The organism is Calothrix sp. CBUCES-K 9914, from assembly GCF_059640475.1.
In genome coordinates, this window is record NZ_JBXXZH010000167.1 from 1 (window position 1) to 21,346 (window position 21,346).

Consider the following 21,346-nt stretch of genomic DNA (forward strand, 5'->3'; position numbering starts at 1 on the left):
CTGAGTGCTGAGTGCTGAGTGCTGAGTGCTGAGTGCTGAGTGCTGAGTGCTGAGTGCTGAGTGTTGAGTAAGTAGTTAGAAGTTATTACTCAGAACTCAGCACTTTCTACTCAGCACTCTCTTAAGGTCCTGCAAAAACTGCTTGTTCAATATCTTTTCGACTCAGCGAGTATTTGAACGAACGTTGAATATCTTGTCCGTTTTCTCCAGCTTGGATGTATCGTACCGTGATTTGTTCTACATCAAGCCACAATTCGGCGTTCCAATTTGATTTTTCTAGGCGCCAGCAGTGTAGTTCCTTGCCATCTTGTTCGCAGCCTTGCTCACGTAGCCATTGCTCTATTTGTGGCAGAGGATGGCTGTATAAAGGTGTGTCAGCAGAAATATAAGACATAGTAAAAAATTACGAGGAGATTAAAATACCTGTAAATAATAATTACAGGTGTCATCAAAAGATGACTACGCTAATATTACAAATTTTATCTTTTTTAGCTTACAAACCGCTATTTAATGTATGGGGTTTTGTTGATGAAGGTAATTTGGTCAGTTGCTGTTCAACAGAAACTGGCTGTTGACTTATTGGAACAAATGCGCTGTCGCCGCGCGTTAAACCAACGAAAGCAACAAGTAACAAGCAGCCGACAAACGTTAGTCCCAGAATAAAGAGTGCAAAAAGTTCACCACCAGAGAGCGGACGGTCGGTAGCGTCGAGATAAGCTGATTTACTCCAATCATAAGAACGATATGGACGATTTAAATCGGGAGGCGCCTGAATTACTCCAAAACGTGAATAACCGATTTTAAAGTCGTAGTTTAACCTTCGCTCTGGACTGCTAAGAGTGGCATAAGCTTCATTGATTTGTCGAAATTTAGCTGTAGCAACATTTTCTGGCAACTCAGTAGTATCTGGGTGGTATAACTTACTAAGTTCACGATACGCACGTCGAATATCAATTACAGACGCACTTGGATGCAGTCCTAACAATGCATAATAAGTTGGTTCGCTGCTCTGTTGCATTTCCCCACCAGAAAAATCTTGTAAATGATTAATAGCTATTAAGCTTTTTATTATTTTAAAGCTATCAAACATCGGGTGGGAGATGATAGTAGTACGTCAAGTCAACTAAAGTAAATCAGCGCGCGGTTTAAAAGTTTCGATTTGCCGTAACTTCTCGTAAAGTTCGCGTTCTTGGTCGCTAACGGTTTTAGGGGTAACAACCTGTATTTCAACAAGTTGGTCGCCACGTTGACCAGTTTCGTTTGGATAACCCTTGTTTGCAAGCCGGAATCTTTGACCAGAACGTACTCCTGCTGGTATCGACATCTTGACTGGCCCATCTAAAGTTGGCGCCTCAATTTGTCCACCCAAAACAGCTTCACTTGGGGTAACAGGAACCTGACACAAAACATTTAAACCTTCGATTTTAAATTGTGAATTTGGCTCGACTGTAATTTTTAGGTATAAATCACCACCATTTATCCCTTGGTCACGCAGGCGAATTGTTTGTCCTGTTACCATTCCAGATGGCATATTGACTTCTAAAGAACGTCCATCTTCGAGACGAATTCGTTCTAAACCACCTTGATATGCTTTGAAAAGTGGAATAGTCAAGCGTGCTTCGATGTCACGACGCTGTGGTCGTTCCTTAGCGGGGTAAGATACTTTGCGAGTTGTGTTACGGAATGGGTCGGCATTACCGTTTGTGTTGCCGTTAGTACTTGTTCTTGTGTCTTTGCTACTGGTGCCAACACCAATAACTTGGTTGATAAATTCGTCAAAACTACTAAATTGACCGGGGTCTACGGCGCCGTTACTGCGATTATTCTTATTACTACCTCCCCATGTGGCGCTTTTTGGAGTTTTGTTCGTAAAACCGTTTTGCTTCCAATGACGACAATAATCATCATATTGCGCTCGTCGAACTTCGTCTAAAAGAACTTCTTTAGCTTCATTAATATCTTTAAATTTTTCTGCGGCTTGAGCATTACCCTGGTTACGGTCGGGATGATATTGAAGCGCTAATTTTCGATAGGCTTTCCGAATATCCTCGTAAGAGGCATCTTTGGATACTCCTAAAATTTCGTAGTAATCTCGAAAATTCTGCAAATTGAGTGGCATAATTAGGTGTCTAGCGTTCTTTATGAATGATTGTTCTATTCAGACCAATAATCAGACTAATAAATAGAGATTATAAATTTTTACCAGTTTTAATACAGTTTTAATACAGTAGGGCAGGGCGCATCTACTGATTCAATTACCATTACTAGCTACGCGCTACTATTCCGTATTAAGTTGTATATGACATTGAGAATTTATTACATAGCATTAAATTACTACATAATTAACGACTATCAGATAGACGACATAACGTAAAGGCGGGAAAACCCGCCACTACTCGAAAGTTACAGCCAATCTTCATCATCGTCATCCCAATTATCTCGATAACTCGGACGCTCGCGACGCGGTTCCGGAGGTTTGCCAAAATCTGAACGTCCTCCTCTATCGTAATCATTCCTCGAATCTCTATCAGAGTTTCTTCCACCAGAAGACCCGTAATCACCACGATTCGAGTCTCGATTTGAGTCTCGATTATAATCTCGACCGTAATCACCACGATTCGAGTCTCGATTATAATCTCGACCGTAATCACCACGACCAGAGTCTCGATTATAGTCTCGGCCATAATCACCACGACCAGAGTCTCTACCGTAACCACGATTATCATCTCGGTCTTCTTTATCGCCACCTGTAAAGATGTCGCGAATGGTGCCGAACAAATCATCATCTTCATCATCCGCATAGTACGCGCGCACTTCGCGGTTCAATTCGGACAATGCGTCTTGAAGGTCAGCGTAGGATTGGTCGATACCTCGGTCGTCGTTTGCCTGCAATGCTTCGCGCAGTTCACGACATATATTATCAATACGCTGGCGCCGACTGCGGGCAAACTGCATTCCAAAATCTAGAGCGATTTCTCGCAGTTGACGTTCTGCTTGTAAAATTAACGCTTCCGCACGAGTGCGCTTTTCGACTTTTTCTTTACGTTGACGGTCGGTTTCGGCGAATTTCTCAGCCTCGCGAATAGCTTGAGTAATTTCTGACTCGCTCAATGTTGAGGCGCCTTGAATAGTAATACTTTGCTCGCGTCCAGTGGTGCGGTCGAGGGCTGTTACCTGTAATATCCCGTTCGCATCGATATCAAAAGATACTTGTACTTGGGGAATACCGCGCGGTGCTGGTGGGATACCATAAAGCTTGAAACGACCAAGAGATTTGTTATCCGTCGCCATTTCCCGTTCACCTTGAACTACGTGAATTTCCACAGTGTTCTGGTTATTTTCTGACGTTGAGAAAATATCCGAACGACGAACGGGAATTGTAGTATTGCGGGGAATTAATTTCTTTGCGACACCACCAATTGTCTCTAACCCTATTGATAATGGTGTGACATCAAGTAATAAAACATCCTTGAGTTCACCGCCGATAATACCAGCTTGAATTGCGGCACCTACAGCTACAACTTCATCAGGGTTAACATTTTCGTTTGCTTCGATGCCAATTAAATCTTCAACTAACCTTTTTACCATTGGCATCCGCGTCGAACCACCTACTAATACCACTTCATCGATATCATCAGGACGTAAACCAGCATCTTTAAGCGCGCGTTTGACAGGTGTTCGCACTCTCATTAATAAATCTTCACATAACCCCTCAAACTCAGAGCGAGTTAAGCGCGTTTCAATATGTTGAGGTCCATCTTCGGTAGCAGTAATAAAAGGCAAATTTATATCAGTAACACTAACAGCGGAAAGCTCGATTTTGGCTTTCTCAGCGCCTTCGAGTAAACGCTGTAAAGCTTGACGGTCACTGCGTCGCAAATCGATAGCGTGATCTTCTTGGAATTTCTCCGCCAACCAGTCAACTATTTTTTTGTCAAAATCATTACCGCCTAGCTGAGTATCTCCACTAGTAGACTTAACCTCAAAAACACCGTCCCCAACTTCTAACACCGAGACATCAAAAGTACCACCACCCAAGTCAAACACGAGGATAGTTTCGCTGCGACCTTTATCTAAACCATAAGCTAAAGATGCAGCAGTTGGTTCGTTAAGAATTCTAAGAACATCCAAACCAGCAATTCGACCAGCATCGCGCGTAGCTTGGCGCTGCGAATCGTTAAAATAAGCAGGAACTGTAATAACTGCCCCAGTTACTTTTTCCCCCAAATAGCGACTAGCATCGTCAGCCAATTTTTTCAGAACCATCGCTGAAATTTCTTCGGGAGAGAAATCTTTACTCAAACGCGGACATACAATTTTGATATTACCGTATTCGTCTTTACGGATAGTGTAAGGAACGCGCTTTGATTCAGGATTAAGTTCAGAATACTTACGGCCGATAAAACGCTTAACTGCGAAATAAGTATTTTGCGGGTTAAGGACGGTTTGGCGCCGTGCCATTTGTCCAACAACTCGCTCACCGTCTTTGCTAAAGCCGACAACGGAGGGTGTTGTGCGCGTCCCTTCGGCATTGGCAATCACCACCGGCTTGCCACCCTCCATGACAGCAACTACTGAGTTGGTTGTACCCAGGTCAATGCCGACTACCTTGCCCATGCGTTACTGTTCTCCTAATGTGTCTTAATAAAATTATTTGTTTTGTCAGAAACTAATGCTTGACTTATTGTATCTTGCAGTTGAAAGAATGAAGGCAGGAGGCTGCTACACATAGATTCAATATATATACCTTTTCTTTTTCTATTTTTCCTTTCATCTCCTTTAATTCCGTGAACCTCTCTACGCAACTTATTACTCACCTGAATCAAATTGTTCGCGAACGCGACCCATACATAGCATCGGGTGGACATTTCTTTGTCCAACAGTACATTCAAACTTCATTTGCCCAATGGGGAAGTGTGGAAATCCACACCTTTAAAGTTAGTGGTAAAAACTGTAGCAATATCATATTGAATTTACCTTGTCAGGCAGAGTCTGAAAAGGCTAGCTTGCCACCAATTTTAATTGGCGCCCATTACGACACTGTACTAGGTTCTCCTGGCGCCGATGATAACGCCACGGGTGTAGCAGTATTACTCGAACTCGCGCGGATGTTTGCTGCCGAACCTGCTAGATATCCTTTGCGACTCGTTGCATTTGATATGGAAGAGTATGGCTTGATGGGAAGTATTAGCTACGCGGCAAAATTAAAAGAAGAACAGCAGCCTTTAAGATTAATGATTTCGCTAGAAATGCTAGGTTACTGCGTGAAAACACCTAACTCACAACTTTATCCGGCGCCGTTAGAAAAGATTTATCCTAATCGTGGCGACTTTATTGGCTTAATTGGCAACTGGCGAACATTACGTGACTTGATATCTCTTAGTCGTAGTATTCGCAAAGTTGGTGTGTCTAGTCAGTGGTTGCCTGTACCTAATCGCGGTTTAATTGTACGTGATACTAGGCGTAGTGACCATGCACCGTTTTGGGATGCTGGTTATCCTGCGATTATGATTACTGATACCGCGAATATGCGAAATCCTCATTATCATAAACCAAGCGATACTATCGAAACTTTGGACTTAGATTTTTTGACAGGAGTATGTGAGGGAATAGAGAAGGGTATTAGGAAATTGTAATTCCCTCTTGTAGCACGGGCGTCTCGCCTGTGCAGTCAGTATATTTTTTTGCCACAGAGACTATTAGGACACAGAGGAAAGGTTTGCAACGGATACAACGGATGTAACGGATGAATTATTTATTAAAAACAAACTTGTTACTCTTAGCCCCCCTTCCACGCGGGGGTTGGGGGGATCAATATTTCTATTCAAACTGAACATTATTATAAATATCAACTAGAGTAATTTGAAAATTTATAGAATTTAAACAAAGGGTTTCATTCAAATCATCGTATTCTGTGAAAGTCCAACGTTTTGTATCAGTTTTAAAATACTGCTCAACATGTACTTCGTATTGGTCGATTAAAATATACTCTTGAAAAGTCGGAATAGTCCGATATGCGGCAAACTTATCATCTTTATCGTAACTTTTAGTAGACTCCGATAAAACTTCAGCAATTATTAGCGGGTTTGTAATCGTATCCCGGCGCCCTTCTTGCATTTGTAGGTCGCCTTGAACCACCATAACGTCTGGATAAGTATAAATACGTTTTTTCGGAATCCATAGTCTTTGATCAGTGACAAAAACTCGATAGGGTTGGCGCCTAAGCGCGAAGTTAAGTGCAGCATAAAAATTACCAGCAGCTTGGTTGTGATTTGGTGTACCACCAGTCATAAGTATAATTTCACCATCAATGTACTCATGGCGTTCAGGCGAGTTAACCTCTAACTCTAAATATTCTTCATGCGTATAATATTTTTTTTCTTCAACTTGTGCAATCATCGGTTATTACCCCTAATCTTTCCAAGCCTTTACCTAGTATTGTACAAGCCAACTCACAAAAACTGGGTTTGTCTGAAAAAATAAGTATAAATCAGGTTTTTAAATGATGGACACAAACAACACTTTGGAGAAAACCAGTTTACAACTCATTACTTCTTCTCATGAAAGAGGCGCCCTTTACAATAAATTCAAATCTAAAATTATTCATAACCCTTGTTTAGATAGAACTTTAGTTAGTTTTCAAGCCAACAGAGAAACTCAGTTTTCTTGGTTCAAATATCGAGAAGGGTTTTCAGAAAAGCTTGTTACATACCTAATTGAAACTTTAAAACTAAAACCAGGCGCCTTACTTGACCCTTTTGCAGGAGTTGGGACATCATTATTTACTGCAAGTGATTTAAATTGGCAAACTATTGGAATTGAACTATTACCCGTTGGTGTTTTTGCCATAGAAGCAAAAATCAATGCACGAACAATAAACGTAGAAGCATTAAGCTTGATTATTAACCAAATAAAAACAATAAATTTTAACGTAAATATTATCCGAATGATTCGTAACTACTTTTACGAGATGTGCTTTGTAATTTATGAACTAGCGCGCGTTCTCAAACCAGGTGGTGTAATAGCAAATTTTCTTGTGTCTCAGTACATATAGCCAGTTCAAGAAAAATTTCATAATCTTCTGTTTGTAAAAAATCCTCTAACAGTTTACTTTTAATAAGGTCAGGTGTTTTGGGATTCTGAAATACTGCTAAACGAACCTTTGCAGAAGAATGTTGGGCTAATTGTTCGAGAGTGCTAGCTAGTACATTTGGATGCTTTGCAACAGGTACAGGAAAATCTACAAGTTGTGTAAGCGTTTCACCTGGAGTATTTGGATTATTAACTAATTCCTCTTTATATCTATTTTCGCGTCCAGAATTGTATTTAATTAGTTCTGCTAATACACTGGCAGGTAAGTCAGGTCTCATACAGATATACTCATGGTGTTTAGGCAACAACTCTATTAAGGCTTGCTCAGAAGCATTAGGATGCTTTGAGATTATTTCCGTAATCTCCTGGTAATAATTATTTACTAGTAGGTCGAGTACTTCTTTTGGTGTAGCAAGGTTATACACAACAGCAAACTGTATTTTCTCCTCCGAATCTTGCGCTAACTTTGCTAATGTTTCAGGTGGTGTGTAGGGATTACGCGCGACTGCTAAACGAATCCAAGACCAAGGACTATTACTAAGCACAGTTAATTCCTCTGGGTTAGTTTCCCAGTTTTGAGCTATTTCATGTTGAGCTTCTATTTGCTCAATTAGTTGAGTTGGGCTATTAGCATGATATTTAACTGCTATACGAATTGGTAATTCTAAGTCTCCTGCTAATTGTTCTAACGTGCGGTAAGGGGTATCAGAGTGTGCTGCGGCTTTGAGTCGTTCTTGAATAATTGGAGAAAGTGCGAGTCTTTCTAGTAGCTTGATTCTATACCTTTGTGGCATGTATGGGTTTTCAATGCCTTCTATTAGTTTATGTCCTGGATATTGCACCAGATCACAATGTACCTGATTTCCCTGTTAAATTTAACGCTCTACTGGAGAAGTTGCCAATGATACATCTGTATATTATAGTTACAAAGCCGTAGTTTAATTAAACCATGACAGAAGTAAAACCAATTCGTCATCCTCGGCGCCCTCATCGTCAAGGTAGAATATTTCCTGAATTCACAATTCCACCTGAAGAACTAGCTAGAAGAAAAGTTGAGCTTGATGCACGATGCAGTAAAGCTAAAATCTTTTTTAACCAAGTTTGTCCGCAATTAATTGATAACCATTACAACTGGTTCATTATTATTGAGCCAAACAGTGGAGACTACTTTATTGACCCTTCGGAACAAACGGCTGAAGCAAAAGCTCGCCAGAAGTATCCTAGCGGTTGGCTTGTAACTTTTCGTCTTAATGAGACAGGAACTTGCGGTAGGATATGATTGTTTGTCGTTTTAATGCGTATTTGTAGGGTGGGCAATGCCCACTATACGTATGTTTAAAAAATCAATAACGGCAATTAAGATATTGTTTTTCGTCTGCTTGTGTAGATATGTCAACCATCATATCTTTATTACATGTTCCGGCTGAGTAGCCGTGCAATATTTGGATATTTTCTGAAAGTCTACAGTTTTGAAACATACTTTTTTCTGTAAATGTTACATATTCATTTGCTTTGCAAGGGACTGTCGCAGCAATGTTATTTACTACAACTTGTACGGTTAGGTTTTTTGCAAGAACACAGTGGTTTAGTTGACCGTTTGGGTGATTAACAACAGTTCCGCTTTTACATACGACAGAGGCTTTTGCTGGTAGGGATAGGAGATTCCAGGTAAATATACCAAGCAGGTATATTACAAGCTTTGAATATGTGTTCATAAATGATTTTTTTATTGATGTATTTAAAAAAATTTATAGTTGGAATTTATAAATAAAGGGCACCTAAAAAATAGATGCCCTGTTATGCAGGGAAACCCGTAACAGGGTTTTACCTACACCTTCCCAACAATCAGCAACAGTGACTAATGCCACATTAGTCACATCACAGTCATGGACGTGAATATTAGTAATTTTATTAACTTTGATAACGGTGTGGCAGTAGTATTTACACTGAAAATTTATGGCTTGCTAAGTGAGTTGTCGAGTTCTTTTTTCCCGTGGTTATATCGATACGCCACACCGGAAACGGCGCCCAACAACAACCACGAAAGCGTATTAAGCCGTAGGTCAAATAAACTTACATCTACCGTATTAAAAATTACCCACGCTATGGCAACTAGAAAATAGCTGAAAAATATTAACTTATCTTTTTCAGAACATATTGATTGTCTTAGTACCCGTATACTGTCGATTAAAATCCAAATTATTAAACCAATAAATAATAATGTATTTGGTATTCCTGTTTCTGCGGACAGCATCAAAAAGAAGTTGTGGGGATGTCCTAGCCAAATGTGCATTTTTTCCTGGTATAAAGGCGTAAAGTTTCTTATTCCCCAACCAGTTAAAGGACGCTGTTGTGTCATTGACCAGGCAAACTCCCATTGTGTTGTTCGCATTAGTTGAACTGGTCGGTCTGGGTACATTTGGTCGTTTAAACGTGCCCAAAAGAATGCAGGAACAAATGTACGAAATATCCCAGCAATCGGCGCCGGCATGAATGCTGCTGAAAGTATACTAGCTGTAATTAGGGCAAACGCACCGACTATAAGGCGCCACCCTTGAAAAACTGCATAAGCAACTATTGCAAGAACTGCTATTAACCAAGCATTACGTGAATTAGTTAAAATCAATGCAGCAAAATTAAGCAACACAGCAATTGTCAGAAAGAGTAATGAGTGTAGAGACGCGTTCACGAAGTGTACCGAAGGTAAATTTCGCGTCTTTACAAGTGCTGAGTATGAAATACCTTTTTTTTCCCCTATCTTCTCTAACCACAACCCGCACGCAAGAATAAAAACCATTACTAAATAACCTGCAAGAATATTGGCGTACATAAATACTGATGCCATCCGACCTACAGGGTTTCCATCAGGTTCAATTGTCCAGCCAAAAAGGTTGAAGATTAATTCGGGGGTTTTTAAGCCTAAGAACATTTGCCCGAAACCAAGTAATGTAACTGGTATAGAAGTGATTACCAGTAGCCAAGATAGGCGCCGCAGTTGTGCTGTAGTCTGAATTAAAACATTACAAGCGCATATTAATAAGATAAAGGGTAAAAAATTCGGTAATCCCAGTAGTGCAGGTATTTTATCCTGTGCAAAGAACGTTGTGACGATAAGTAGTAAGCTAAAAATCCCAAATCCCTGACATAAAGGGCGCCTAATCAGAATTTTGTACTTAAATGCCCAAGTAATAAGTAGTGCCAAGCTTAAGCTAATTACCCCCAGTGCTGGCATTAGAGCTAAAATTAGCGCTCCAAATTGAGCGATATTCCAAGGTAGTTGTAATTTTGAATCTGGATGCTGTGAACCTTGTTTAGTCATTTGTCAAAAGTAGTAATGTTAATTGTTTTTGGTTTTTCGTCTATATGTCCTAGGGCTGATGACGAAGGACTAAGACAAATGGCTAAAAACTTTTAAACTTTTAAACTAATGACTAATGACTAATGACAACAATGTCAAGCCGGTTCCCAACATTCTTCGCCACGAGTTAGACGAATTTGAGCGATTGTAAAAATCGTAGGGATAATCCGACCGTAGTTTGTTGCTATTGTCCGCCACCCTAAATCAGCAAGAAACCACGTCCACATCATTGGACCAATAAACGCAAACACTGTACGCGCGGCGCCGTAACGTGCTGCATTTACCGCCATTCCTTGACGTGCCATTTGTAAACCTACGTAATTTTGGAACTGTCCGGCTGCTACTCTCCCACCTTCCAGTGCTGCAGTACGTGCCATTTGGTACGCTGCAAAATGCGTAGCAAATTGACGCGCGATTTGTCTAAGCAACAGCGGTTGAACTACTGAAGTTAAAGCCAGCGCACTACCTCCTTTAAATAACAGTCCGAGTGGGTCGGGCTGCAATAATAAAGGTAGCGGCTCGTTGGTAGATATTGATTTTGCTAGCTGCGCTTGTACTCGCTCGGTCAACTTTTGTTTGTCCGCAGCAGGTAATTTCCGCCAAACGCGCCCTAATAAATGTAAAAAGACTTCAGCCTCTAAATCAACCGTCGCCAAATCTTCTGAATAAGTTACTTTCAAATACTTACAAACCTGAATTAAAGCTTGTCGGTAAGTAACTTGATTCGTGCGTCCCCGTAAAACCGTGATACCATCGGCGGCTAAATACCGAAAGCGTTCTTCAAGCGCTAACAGCCAAGCTTCACGGCTTTGGCTTTGCACTTCGATTGGTTCGGGTGTCTGTACGTAATCGAGGGGGTTGAATTTACGACTAAACAGGATTGCTGTTAAATCCTTTAATTCATCCTCTGTTGCCAGTTCCAAGGCTACCCTCAGCTCATCCAATTTCCCTTCCTCCATTACGAAGCTCTGTCTCTGTTCCCTATTCTACTATCAGGTTTCGTTGCCCAATGGTAATACTTATAGCTAATGGGCTAATTGACCATTGACCATCATTACTTGAACCATTAACCACTAACCTATGGCAGATATTGTAGTAATAGGCGCCGGAATGGCTGGTTTAGTTTGCGCGCAGCAGTTAAGTCAAGCTGGATACTCAGTGTTGGTAGTTGAAAAATCTCGCGGTTTTGGTGGCAGAGTCGCAACTCGTCGCTTGCATGATACTTGTGCTGACCACGGTGCATGTTACATCAAGCCAAAAGGTAAATTGATGACTCAGTTCATTGAGTTACTTGTACAGCGTAACGTTCTTCAAGTTTGGGACGGTACTTTTATGGAAAAGTCTGAGAACTTTGTGTCATCAATGCAACCTAGATATGTAAGTCCGGAAGGAATGAGTTCTGTCGCCAAATTTCTCGCCCAAGATTTAGACGTAATTCTGAATGAGCGTGTCATTAAAGTTAATCTTGACTCAAATCACGAGTGGCGCCTGACTCTCGAAGGAAGCAATGAGCAAATAACTGCAAAAGCTTTAGTTATTGCAATTCCGGCGCCTCAAGCTTTAACGCTACTCGAACCACTCGAAGGTAGTATTCTAGATTCGACATTTATTGACAAACTGCGTTCGGTTGAGTTTTTCCCTAGCATTAGCGTCATGGCTGGTTATCCTCTAACATCACTACCACTTCCTCAATGGCGAGCTATGACATTTGAAAACGATAGTATCTTAGGATGGGTTGGTTTTGACAGCACTAAACGCCCTAACGCTTCTCAACCTGTTTTTGTAGTTCAAAGCAGTGCTGATTTTGCCTCATCAAATTTGGAAACTCAAGATTTACAACCTGTTGGACAACATATGTTAGATGCTGCCGCTAATTTAATTGGATTTGATTGGCTCGCACATCCTGATTGGATACAGGTTCATCGTTGGCGTTACGCTTTTCCCCGTACCCCCTTACAAGAAACCCTTCTCGCGGCTGACTCACAACGCTTAGTTTGTTGCGGTGATTGGTGCGGAGGTAATTTGATTGCTGGCGCCATTGACTCTGGACTTTCCTCGGCAAGCGCTATCAATTCTCTACTTAAACCCAATAGCACGCTAGAAAATACTAATTTTTTAGCAAAGCTTACTTCATTACCTACTTTGCTTAAGTACTAATAATTACCTGTGGCTAGGTTTTCTACTTAGCCCACGTATATGTTATGTGCCGACCCTACAACCCATCTGAACTAGAATCTGAGCTAAATCTTAAGAAATAGTTAAAAAGATTTGATGTCTCTACCGATTGCAATAATTGTCTCTTAGAATGAATGAGTCGTAAGTTTTGATACCAATTACTTAATTACACTTGTTCCTGTATATACAGTGCAAGCTTTTCACTCAACCTTTGAGTATCTTTTTTTACTCATTATTTTGAAATGCACCAGCTCGCATTGATAGCTGTAATTGTCATGTAGTTGAAAGCTAATTCTTAATAATATATTCATTATTTATATTTTTAACTATTAGCTAATTTTGCCCAAATGTTCACAATGAGTTTTGTGTATTTTTTGCGCCAAAAGTCAGAAAAAATCAATAATTAACATATGGCTGTCTACCAAGTTAGTTTGTCGGCAGGCTAATGTTAATTAAAAGTAAAATTTTGTTTACTAAAAATAAAGTTTTGTTTAAGGGGCAAAGCTTCACTCTAGTTCGATTAGTATAAGAACTCGATTGAGCTATTTTCGCTTGCTTAAAAAAACTTTCACTCAGATTGGTATTCAGATTGGTATTCAGATTGGTATAACGAGAATCAAGGGAGTATGGATATGGAAACTGCTGTTAAATTAACGTTAGAGTCGGTTGTTGCAGAAATTCAAAAGGTTTTAGATACATATCCTTATACACCTTATCAGCAAGTCTTCGCAATTCCTGATTTCCGTCAGGAGCTAGTAGATTATGTTGCTAGTCAAATTCCTTGTTTAGATAGTGATTTTGATACTACCTGCGGAATCAAGGATAAGTTACCACGCAATCCGTTGCAAGCAAAGTTGCACGTACAAAGCATAATCCATCAAGGTATTCGCTTGATTATGGAGCAAAAATCTGAATGGATTAGCAGATTGTTTAATAATACCGTTCAACCTAACTGTGAACCTTCGCACTGGTTTGGATAAAAGTAGGGTGCGTGATGCTACAACAATTATTAAACTAAGTTAATGATCTGGTAGCGTCACGCACCGAATGATTTGGATAAAAGAAAAATGCGATTTACAGTCAGGTGCGTGACGCTACTGGGTCGTATCCCCAATTTTTTAAAGAATAGCACCAGTGGGTATGTTTAATATCACCCTCTGGTTTTTGTGCTGAATGACGATGAATATAACTTACGACTTTTTTCATGTGTGCTAAATCGTCTTCTGTATATTCATTTTCATCTTTTTGTAGCAATTCGATAATATATTTTCCCGACTTGTGTCCAACTGATTCTTCTTCTCCCTCTTTCGTCATTCCCACGGATTTTGATTCTTCAGTTTTCAACCATGATTCGAGTTCCCGTGGTTTCATATTTACCGACGCGCGGAATTGATCGATTACAGATTTTACTTCTTTACTCATATTTTTCAATTATGGTCTATGGGTAATGGGTAATTGGGTATTTCAAGATATTAGTCGTCTACTTTTTCAAGCGTATCTGGTTTATGCGCTGCTTGTTTACCAGTTTTGTCACTTTTTACTAAATACTGGGGATTGTCTTTAGAAGCTGCTACGTGATGTCCTTTTATATCTGTGGGTGAGGTGAGTTTCTTTTCGACTTCTCCTACTGTTTCTCCGCGCGAAGTCTCCCACTTAACTTTGTCACCTGGTTTTAATTCTTCTGTCACGGGTTTTCTCCTTTTTTATTTCTGTTGGATATACCCAATAATTATGTTTATGCCAAAAACTAGATTAATCAGTCTATGGTATAAATTACCCTATCTATCTACTTGGGATAAAACTTGCCTTTTAGTTGTGCAACTAATTGTGCAACCTAAGCAGTAGTAGAATATATACCGTTATTGAATTTTAAAATGCCTGGTTAGAAGACTTATATGAATATCCAACCGGAATTTGTCAAATACACTCAGTGGTCGGGAATCGCTACTTTAGCGTTTGTCGTCATAACGATTTTAGCTTTTGTTCTTAAATGGGGTATTCGCTTTCGACTGGTTGGTACAACCGGGTTTATGTTGGTAGTGACAGCAGGTTTATTTGCTTTATCACTGGCGCCACTTACAAGAACCGTTATTCCTGGCGCCATACGCTACAGCCTAGTCTATGACAATGGAGCTACACAAACCGTGATTTCCCTCCCCAACAAAATTACTCAAACCCAACTCGACGCAACTCTTCGTCAAGCTGCAACTGACTTATACTCCTATGGGCGCCTTGGGGTTGGTACAAATAATCTAATGGTTGTTCGCGCGCGCACTGTAATTCATCCAGAACCAGGTGTTTCAATACCATTGTACTTGGGAGAAGTCAAACGCTCTTTGGCTAATCGCGATGACTCGAATATGGCAGTCGAAATTTTTCAAGACAAGTTCGCTTTATTGCCCAAACCTACAGCATAACGCTGCCTAAACCCTCGCCAACTATTGTAGAGACCGAATTAATTCGGTCTCTACCGTGAGTTAGGTTATATTTAAGGACTTATAAAAAGTATACAGAAATGTTAATGTTAATTAATTAGTTATATGAAGAATAAATTTCTAGCAGATAAGTTGTCTACTCAAACTTCTAGTTCGTTATCTTTCCTTGCGGTTGCCCCTGCGAAGGTAATTCGTGGTACTCAAGTGTTGGCAGCTGCTGTTGATGATATTGCCCGTTTGGGTAAGCGTCCTTTGATTATTGGTGGTAAAACGCTGACTGACATTGAAGGGTTTTTAAAGCCTGTTTTAAATGCCAAAGCGTTGCAATGTTCGTGTGCTTATTACAGTCCTGATTGTAGTGAGTTAAGTTTGCTTCATTTACGCACGGAGGCTCAAAAGCATTCTTGTGATGTAATTATTGGTGTTGGTGGTGGTAAAGCGTTGGATACTGCGAAGTTAGTCGCTTACCAATTAGATTTACCAGTGGTTACAGTCCCAACTTCGGCGGCAACTTGTGCTGCATGGACTGCTTTGTCAAATGTTTATAGCGATGAAGGAGCATTTCTTTATGACGTTGGGTTAGCTCGCTGTCCTGATTTGCTCATTTTGGATTATGATTTGGTGCAGAGGGCGCCGACTCGTACTTTGGTCGCGGGTATTGGTGATGCTATCGCGAAGTGGTACGAAGCTTCGGTTAGTAGCGGACACTCTGAACAAACTATGGTTATTGCTGCGGTTCAGCAAGCGCGCGTTTTACGTGATATTCTTTTCCAAAAGTCTGGTAAAGCTATACAAGAACCTGGTGGTGAAGCTTGGCGAGAAGTCGTTGATGCTTCCGTTTTACTTGCGGGAGTAATTGGCGGTTTAGGTGGCGCACAATGTCGTACAGTTGCAGCACACGCAGTTCACAACGGTTTAACTCATATTTGTGGGCGCCATAGTATCCACGGTGAGAAAGTTGCTTTTGGAATTTTAGTGCAGTTACGCTTAGAAGAGATGGTTCAAGGTAGCCAGCTATCTGAGGCAGCGCGACAGCAACTATTAAAATTTTATGCAGAAATTGGCTTGCCACGCTCTTTGAGTGATTTAGGTTTGGCTTCGGTAACTCTGCGACAACTGCTTAGTGCCGCAGAAATTGCCCTCGACCCTAAATCTGATATTCACCGACTGCCGTTCAAAGTTTCGCTTGAACAGTTAATGGCAGCGATGGTTTCGACGACGGCGCCAATAGATACAAATACGATGAGTCGCGTTTCTGTTTTGGGAGTGAGTGGCGAGGTTGAGCAATGAGTTTAAGTTGGATAAAGTCCGCAGAACGAATACAAAAATTACCTGCTTATCCTTTTGCTCGGTTAGACGAACTAAAGGCAAAGGCACGGGAACAAGGTTTAGACTTAATTGACTTGGGGATGGGCAACCCCGATGGTAGTACACCTCAACCAGTGATTGACGCAGCGATAAAAGCGTTGCAGAATCCTTCAAATCATGGTTATCCGCCATTTGAAGGAACTGCCAGTTTTCGGGGTTGCATTACAAATTGGTACTACCGTCGTTATGGTGTAAAGTTAGACTCGGACAGTGAAGCTTTACCTTTACTTGGTTCAAAGGAAGGTTTGGCACATTTAGCGCTTGCTTATATCAACCCAGGTGATGTTGTATTAGTGCCTTCGCCATCATACCCAGTACATTTTCGTGGGCCATTAATAGCTGGGGGAAGTGTTCACAGCTTGGTTTTGAAGCCAGAGAATAACTGGTTGATTGATTTAGCGGCAATTCCTGATAATATCGTGCGTAAAGCAAAGATTCTTTACTTCAATTATCCTAGTAATCCGACTGCGGCAACTGCAGATCGCGAGTTTTTTGAAGAAATAGTTGCTTTTGCACGTAGGTATGAAATCCTTCTTGTGCATGATTTATGTTATGCGGAGTTAGCTTTTGATGGTTATCAACCTACAAGTTTGCTAGAAATTCCTGGCGCCAAAGAAATTGGTGTAGAGTTTCACACGATGTCCAAAACCTATAATATGGCAGGTTGGCGCGTTGGATTTGTAGTTGGCAACCGTCATGTTATTCAAGGACTGCGAACACTTAAGACGAATTTAGATTACGGTATTTTTGCAGCATTACAAGCAGCGGCAGAAACTGCATTACAACTTCCTGATACTTACTTGTACGAAGTTCAAAAACGTTACCAAACACGCCGTGATTACCTCATCGAAGGCTTATCACACTTAGGTTGGAATGTGAGTAAAACCAAAGCCACCATGTATTTGTGGGTTCCATGTCCACCTGGAATGAGTTCTACAGATTTTGCACTCGATGTATTACAAAAGACAGGTGTCGTGTTAACACCAGGTAATGCTTTTGGTAGTGGTGGTGAAGGATACGTGCGCGTAAGCTTGATTTGCGAATGCGACCGTTTAGATGAAGTTTTGCGGCGCCTCAAACAAGCTGGTATTCGCTATAAATCTGAAGCGTTTGCATAAAAACTAGTGCTGAGTAGAAAGTGCTGAGTGCTGAGTAAAGTTAGGAGTAAAACTCAGCACTCAGCACTCAGCACTCAGCACTCATTACTCAGCACTCAGCACTCAGCACTCAGCACTCAGCACTCATTACTCAGCACTCAGCACTCATTACTTATTATTCGATTTTGAGGTTAAACGGTAAGCGCGCGTATATGTTGAGTGGGTCGTTGAGGTTTTGCAAAACTTGAATTTCTTGCTGTAGTTTTTGCAGTTCTGAGTTTAGGAGATGTTTTGGATTTGGTTTTGCATCTTCTTTTATACCCAAAGCTGTTTGTACTTCATCAGCCGCGCGACTGAAAAAGCGTTCTTCAAATGTGCCGCGTTTTGGATATTCCTGTAATTTCCACTTGTCTCCCAATTTTGCTAAGTCAGCTGCATATCCTATTGCTGCATCCAAACCACCTATCTCATCGATTAAACCAATGTCTTTTGCAGCAGTTCCCGACCATACGCGACCTTGTGCAATTTCTGCGACTTTCTGTTGGGGTAATTTGCGTCCTTGGGATACTTTATTCAAGAACAAGCCATAAATACGGTTGACGCTACGCTGGTATACTGCTAACTCTTCTGGTGATTTGGGACGCGCGACTGTTTGATTATCTGCATATTTTGCAGTTTTGACTGCATCCCAAGTTATACCATTATCGTTGGCAAGTTTTTGGAAGTTCATTAACAAGCCAAAGACACCAATAGAACCTGTGATTGTATTCGGTTCAGCAAAAATTCGGTTGGAATCTGTCGCTATCCAATAACCACCTGATGCAGCAACGTCACCCATTGATACAACAACGGGTATATTATTTTCACGAGTTAATTTTACCTCGCGTTGAATTACCTCCGCAGCAGTTGCACTACCACCAGGACTGTTGATACGCAATACTACAGCTTTGACATTTTTATCTTGACGAATTCTATTGAAAATTCTTGCATACCGGGTTCCACCTATTTGTCCTGTTTCACCTTGTCCGTCTACTATCTCACCTTCTGCATAAACTACAGCAATTTTATTTCCTGAAGAAATTTCAGAATCAAGTTTTTTGTCTGTAGCTTCGGCATAGTCAGAAAGGCTAATTTGTTTAAACGTTCTATCTTCGCGTTTTGCGTCTGTTAACTTTTTCAGGTCATCAACTACTTGGTCTTGGTAAGCGACTTTATCTACTAAACTCAACTTTTTGGCATCTGCTGCTTCTAATATTGCCTGACTGTCGGCAATGTTCTGCAACTTCGTTGGGTTAATTTTACGACTTCCTCCTACCGCACTTCGCCATTCGCCCCACACATCATCTAAAAGTTTCTGTGTTTGTTCGCGATTTTCTGGACTTAGTTTGTTGAGTATATATGGCTCAACCGCACCCTTAAATTTACCAACCCGCACTACTTGTACACCTACACCATACTTCTGTAAGGCGCCGGAGAGGAACATGGGCTGTGAACTAAACCCGTTGACTTCCATTGCTCCCAAAGGATTTACTACTATTGTATCAGCAACTGAACTTAAGTAGTACTCGTGTTCACTCCACTCCATTCCATAAGCGATGACTTTTTTGCCTGCTGCACGGAATTTTTCTAAAGCTTGTCGAACTTCTTTAAGTGTGGCAAATCCTGCGACACTACTACCTCGTCCGCTTTTAGTTGCATCAAGATAAATGCCAACTATTCGCTTATCAGTTCGCGCTTTTTCGATGGCGTCTAAAATGTTTCGCAAAGTCATGCGTTGTTCATTAGAACTTGAGAAAACTTCGCTAAAAACTTCACTCGAACTGGGTGGAGCATCGGTAATGTTCATCGACAAGTCAAATACTATAACCGACTTGTCTTTGACTTGAGGTCCAGCATCGCTTGATGCTGCCACAAAAAGTAGTACTAAAAATCCTGTGGCGCCGACACCGCAAAATATAAATAGCCCCAGTAAGCTTCCCAGTAAGCTAGCAATCGTTTGTTTAAAAAAGTTACCCATTACAATCCACTTTCAATTAGTCAATAGTTAATAGTCAATCGTCATTGGGCATTAGTCATTCGCGCTCCATGCTGCTAGCAAACGACAAATGACAAAAACTAATGACTATTGATACATTTATATTTCCACGTATTAAGAGACTCCTAACACTAAAAAAGCCAATGGCTGAATATTCTTATGATTTTTTTATTGTTGCCATTACTTATTCTAGACGCTGCAAACTTCCTGAATACTGAAGTTTTGCCAAAGTGTTGTTACCAGTACAGAATAACACTGTTGTGATTTCGGCGATTAAAACGTCGGCTAAATCGCAAACTGCCGTTTCTGAGTCTGCTGCCGCGCGTAAAAATGGCATTGCCAACCCAGCAATATCAGCTCCCAGTGCAATAGCTTTGGTTACATCCAAACCGTCGCGTAGTCCCCCGGATGCTATCAATGGTATTTTTGGAGCAACTACCCGAATACTGCTTATACACTCTGCTGTTGGTAAACCCCAATCTGCAAAAGTTTTCCCCAGGCGCCGCTGCATAGGAGTTTCGGCGCGCTCACCTTCGACTTTTGCCCACGAAGTACCACCTGCTCCCGCAACATCAATTGCTTGAACTCCAGCAGCGATTAGCTTTTGCGCCATTACTTGAGAGATTCCGTTACCTACTTCTTTTGCTATTACTGGGACTGGGATTTTTGAGCATAATAAACTTATTCTGTCAAGCAAACCTTTAAAATTTTTATCACCGCGCGGTTGGATGCACTCTTGTAAGGGGTTAAGGTGTAGAATCAGGGCATCAGCTTCGAGAATGTCCACAATTTGTAGACACTGGTCTAAACCATATTTATAGTTAAGCTGAACGGCGCCTAAATTAGCGAACAGCAGCGCATCAGGTGCGTGTTTGCGAATCGCGAAAGTGTCGCTAACTTGAGGTTTTTCTATTGCTACACGCTGTGAACCCACACCCATTGCGATTTTATAGCTTTGTGCCACTTCGGCGAGACGACGATTAATGATACCCGCTTGTTCTGTACCCCCCGTCATTGAGGAAATTAGGAGGGGTGCTTTGAGTGTTTTGCCCAGAAACTGAGTACTAATATCAATTTCATCGCAGTCGATTTCTGGTAAACAGCAGTGAGTAAAGCGATATTTCTCGAATCCTGAAGTAGTTTGTCGAAACTCAACATCTTCTTCCAAACAGATACGGATGTGGTCAGCTTTGCGTGATTGTGTTTGTGCCGAGATATTTACAGGAATGTTCATAAGTATCATTTTTGGTTAAATATAATATAGTTCTCCTCACACAACCGGATCAAATGGCAACAAAACTAGCTGATGCACAAAATTTGCTTTCTGACCTGATTAAGCGTTATTCTCCACGTGTCGATTATTTAATGATTCGTCTTGAAGAAGCTGAAGGGACAGATATTGTATTGCGTGGTGACAAAGTAGAAACTCTCAGCGAAAGCATTTCAATTGGTGGACATGTTCGCGCGTGTTATAAAGGTGGCTGGGGTTTAAGTAGTTTCAACAGAATTAGCGCAATTGAAGAACGAATTGAGGAAGCTATTGCTGCTGCAAGGATAATCGGAGATGAGGAAACTATACTGGCGCCAATTAATCCAGTACGAGCAAGTTGTAATTTACCATTAACAGGAACCGACCCGCGAAAAATTCCCCTAGTTAAGAAAAAAGAATTGTGTGATTTTTATACAGACCTACTTAAAGGTGTAGACAGTCGCATTACTACAACTTCAGTTCGCTACGCTGACAGCGCGCAAAAAGTAATGATTGCTACCAGTGAAGGAACGTTTA

23 protein-coding genes are annotated in these 21,346 nt (G+C 40.9%); 10 read left to right on the forward strand and 13 right to left on the reverse strand.

Annotation, left to right across the window (positions count from 1 at the left end):
* Nucleotides 1-121 precede the first annotated feature (121 nt).
* The 4 genes from AC2JBO_RS29455 to dnaK form a co-directional block, all read right to left on the reverse strand.
* Nucleotides 122-394: a DUF3143 domain-containing protein gene (locus AC2JBO_RS29455; protein ID WP_496957182.1), complete on the reverse strand. Its 273-nt coding sequence runs from the start codon at nt 392-394 to the stop codon at nt 122-124.
* A 99-nt stretch (nt 395-493) separates the two neighbouring features.
* The gene (locus AC2JBO_RS29460; protein WP_496957204.1) at nt 494-1,018 is read right to left on the reverse strand and encodes a J domain-containing protein; all 525 of its coding nucleotides are present in this window, start codon (nt 1,016-1,018) and stop codon (nt 494-496) included.
* Nucleotides 1,019-1,123: 105 nt separating this feature from the next.
* Nucleotides 1,124-2,119 carry a DnaJ C-terminal domain-containing protein gene (locus AC2JBO_RS29465; RefSeq protein ID WP_496957183.1) on the reverse strand — a complete coding sequence of 332 codons (996 nt, stop codon included), beginning with the start codon at nt 2,117-2,119 and terminating at the stop codon, nt 1,124-1,126.
* Between the two features lie 284 nt (nt 2,120-2,403).
* Nucleotides 2,404-4,617 (reverse strand): molecular chaperone DnaK, encoded by a 2,214-nt coding sequence (dnaK, locus tag AC2JBO_RS29470; protein ID WP_496957184.1) that lies wholly within the window; start codon nt 4,615-4,617, stop codon nt 2,404-2,406.
* 170 nt (nt 4,618-4,787) lie between these two features.
* On the opposite strand from dnaK, the gene AC2JBO_RS29475 reads away from it, so the two are divergent.
* A complete protein-coding gene (locus AC2JBO_RS29475) occupies nt 4,788-5,636 on the forward strand; it encodes a M28 family peptidase (protein ID WP_496957185.1) in 849 nt (282 codons plus the stop codon).
* A 184-nt stretch (nt 5,637-5,820) separates the two neighbouring features.
* Here the strand turns inward: AC2JBO_RS29475 and AC2JBO_RS29480 are convergent, their stop codons facing one another.
* A complete protein-coding gene (locus AC2JBO_RS29480) occupies nt 5,821-6,399 on the reverse strand; it encodes a Uma2 family endonuclease (protein ID WP_496957186.1) in 579 nt (192 codons plus the stop codon).
* Between the two features lie 103 nt (nt 6,400-6,502).
* Between AC2JBO_RS29480 and AC2JBO_RS29485 the strand changes: the two genes are divergently transcribed.
* On the forward strand, nt 6,503-7,054 hold the full coding sequence (locus AC2JBO_RS29485; protein WP_496957187.1) for a TRM11 family methyltransferase: 552 nt from the start codon (nt 6,503-6,505) through the stop codon (nt 7,052-7,054).
* Here the strand turns inward: AC2JBO_RS29485 and AC2JBO_RS29490 are convergent.
* Entirely contained in the window at nt 7,005-7,886 is an 882-nt protein-coding gene (locus AC2JBO_RS29490; protein WP_496957188.1) for a hypothetical protein, read from the reverse strand. The two genes, AC2JBO_RS29485 and AC2JBO_RS29490, sit on opposite strands and share 50 nt — an antisense overlap.
* A 155-nt stretch (nt 7,887-8,041) precedes the next feature.
* Between AC2JBO_RS29490 and AC2JBO_RS29495 the strand changes: the two genes are divergently transcribed.
* The gene (locus tag AC2JBO_RS29495; RefSeq protein WP_496957189.1) at nt 8,042-8,371 is read left to right on the forward strand and encodes a hypothetical protein; all 330 of its coding nucleotides are present in this window, start codon (nt 8,042-8,044) and stop codon (nt 8,369-8,371) included.
* 64 nt (nt 8,372-8,435) lie between these two features.
* Here AC2JBO_RS29495 and AC2JBO_RS29500 read toward each other — a convergent pair whose 3' ends face one another.
* The 3 genes from AC2JBO_RS29500 to AC2JBO_RS29510 all read right to left on the reverse strand — a co-directional run bounded on the left by AC2JBO_RS29500 (nt 8,436) and on the right by AC2JBO_RS29510 (nt 11,394).
* Nucleotides 8,436-8,807 (reverse strand): hypothetical protein, encoded by a 372-nt coding sequence (locus AC2JBO_RS29500; RefSeq protein ID WP_496957190.1) that lies wholly within the window; start codon nt 8,805-8,807, stop codon nt 8,436-8,438.
* 239 nt (nt 8,808-9,046) lie between these two features.
* A complete protein-coding gene (locus tag AC2JBO_RS29505; protein ID WP_496957191.1) occupies nt 9,047-10,411 on the reverse strand; it encodes an O-antigen ligase family protein in 1,365 nt (454 codons plus the stop codon).
* Between the two features lie 134 nt (nt 10,412-10,545).
* Nucleotides 10,546-11,394, reverse strand: coding sequence for a YaaW family protein (locus tag AC2JBO_RS29510; RefSeq protein ID WP_496957192.1), 849 nt, complete (start codon nt 11,392-11,394; stop codon nt 10,546-10,548).
* A gap of 136 nt (nt 11,395-11,530) precedes the next feature.
* Here AC2JBO_RS29510 and AC2JBO_RS29515 point away from each other — a divergent pair, with 136 nt between their 5' ends.
* Together AC2JBO_RS29515 and AC2JBO_RS29520 are read left to right on the forward strand one after the other, a co-directional pair.
* Complete coding sequence (locus AC2JBO_RS29515) at nt 11,531-12,607, forward strand: NAD(P)/FAD-dependent oxidoreductase (RefSeq protein WP_496957193.1); 1,077 nt, start codon at nt 11,531-11,533, stop codon at nt 12,605-12,607.
* A 650-nt stretch (nt 12,608-13,257) separates the two neighbouring features.
* The gene (locus AC2JBO_RS29520) at nt 13,258-13,605 is read left to right on the forward strand and encodes a hypothetical protein (protein ID WP_496957194.1); all 348 of its coding nucleotides are present in this window, start codon (nt 13,258-13,260) and stop codon (nt 13,603-13,605) included.
* Nucleotides 13,606-13,705: 100 nt separating this feature from the next.
* Here AC2JBO_RS29520 and AC2JBO_RS29525 read toward each other — a convergent pair whose 3' ends face one another.
* Both AC2JBO_RS29525 and AC2JBO_RS29530 read right to left on the reverse strand, forming a co-directional pair.
* Nucleotides 13,706-14,047 carry a DUF3140 domain-containing protein gene (locus AC2JBO_RS29525; RefSeq protein ID WP_496957195.1) on the reverse strand — a complete coding sequence of 114 codons (342 nt, stop codon included), beginning with the start codon at nt 14,045-14,047 and terminating at the stop codon, nt 13,706-13,708.
* A gap of 50 nt (nt 14,048-14,097) precedes the next feature.
* Nucleotides 14,098-14,313 (reverse strand): hypervirulence associated TUDOR domain-containing protein, encoded by a 216-nt coding sequence (locus AC2JBO_RS29530; protein ID WP_496957196.1) that lies wholly within the window; start codon nt 14,311-14,313, stop codon nt 14,098-14,100.
* Between the two features lie 207 nt (nt 14,314-14,520).
* On the opposite strand from AC2JBO_RS29530, the gene AC2JBO_RS29535 reads away from it, so the two are divergent.
* The 4 genes from AC2JBO_RS29535 (at nt 14,521) to AC2JBO_RS29550 (ending at nt 17,714) form a co-directional block, all read left to right on the forward strand.
* Nucleotides 14,521-15,042 carry a Ycf51 family protein gene (locus AC2JBO_RS29535; protein ID WP_496957197.1) on the forward strand — a complete coding sequence of 174 codons (522 nt, stop codon included), beginning with the start codon at nt 14,521-14,523 and terminating at the stop codon, nt 15,040-15,042.
* Nucleotides 15,043-15,165: 123 nt separating this feature from the next.
* Nucleotides 15,166-16,350, forward strand: coding sequence for an iron-containing alcohol dehydrogenase family protein (locus tag AC2JBO_RS29540; protein ID WP_496957198.1), 1,185 nt, complete (start codon nt 15,166-15,168; stop codon nt 16,348-16,350).
* On the forward strand, nt 16,347-17,546 hold the full coding sequence (locus AC2JBO_RS29545) for an aspartate aminotransferase (RefSeq protein ID WP_496957199.1): 1,200 nt from the start codon (nt 16,347-16,349) through the stop codon (nt 17,544-17,546). The genes AC2JBO_RS29540 and AC2JBO_RS29545 overlap by 4 nt, the downstream gene beginning before the upstream one ends.
* Nucleotides 17,547-17,573: 27 nt before the next feature.
* A complete protein-coding gene (locus AC2JBO_RS29550) occupies nt 17,574-17,714 on the forward strand; it encodes a hypothetical protein (RefSeq protein ID WP_496957200.1) in 141 nt (46 codons plus the stop codon).
* Here AC2JBO_RS29550 and sppA read toward each other — a convergent pair.
* Nucleotides 17,701-19,542 (reverse strand): signal peptide peptidase SppA, encoded by a 1,842-nt coding sequence (gene sppA / locus AC2JBO_RS29555; RefSeq protein WP_496957201.1) that lies wholly within the window; start codon nt 19,540-19,542, stop codon nt 17,701-17,703. The genes AC2JBO_RS29550 and sppA overlap by 14 nt on opposite strands.
* A gap of 202 nt (nt 19,543-19,744) precedes the next feature.
* Complete coding sequence (gene fni, locus AC2JBO_RS29560) at nt 19,745-20,794, reverse strand: type 2 isopentenyl-diphosphate Delta-isomerase (protein WP_496957202.1); 1,050 nt, start codon at nt 20,792-20,794, stop codon at nt 19,745-19,747.
* Nucleotides 20,795-20,847: 53 nt separating this feature from the next.
* Between fni and AC2JBO_RS29565 the strand changes: the two genes are divergently transcribed.
* On the forward strand, nt 20,848-21,346 hold a 499-nt coding region (locus tag AC2JBO_RS29565), incomplete at its 3' end, for a PmbA/TldA family metallopeptidase (RefSeq protein WP_496957203.1).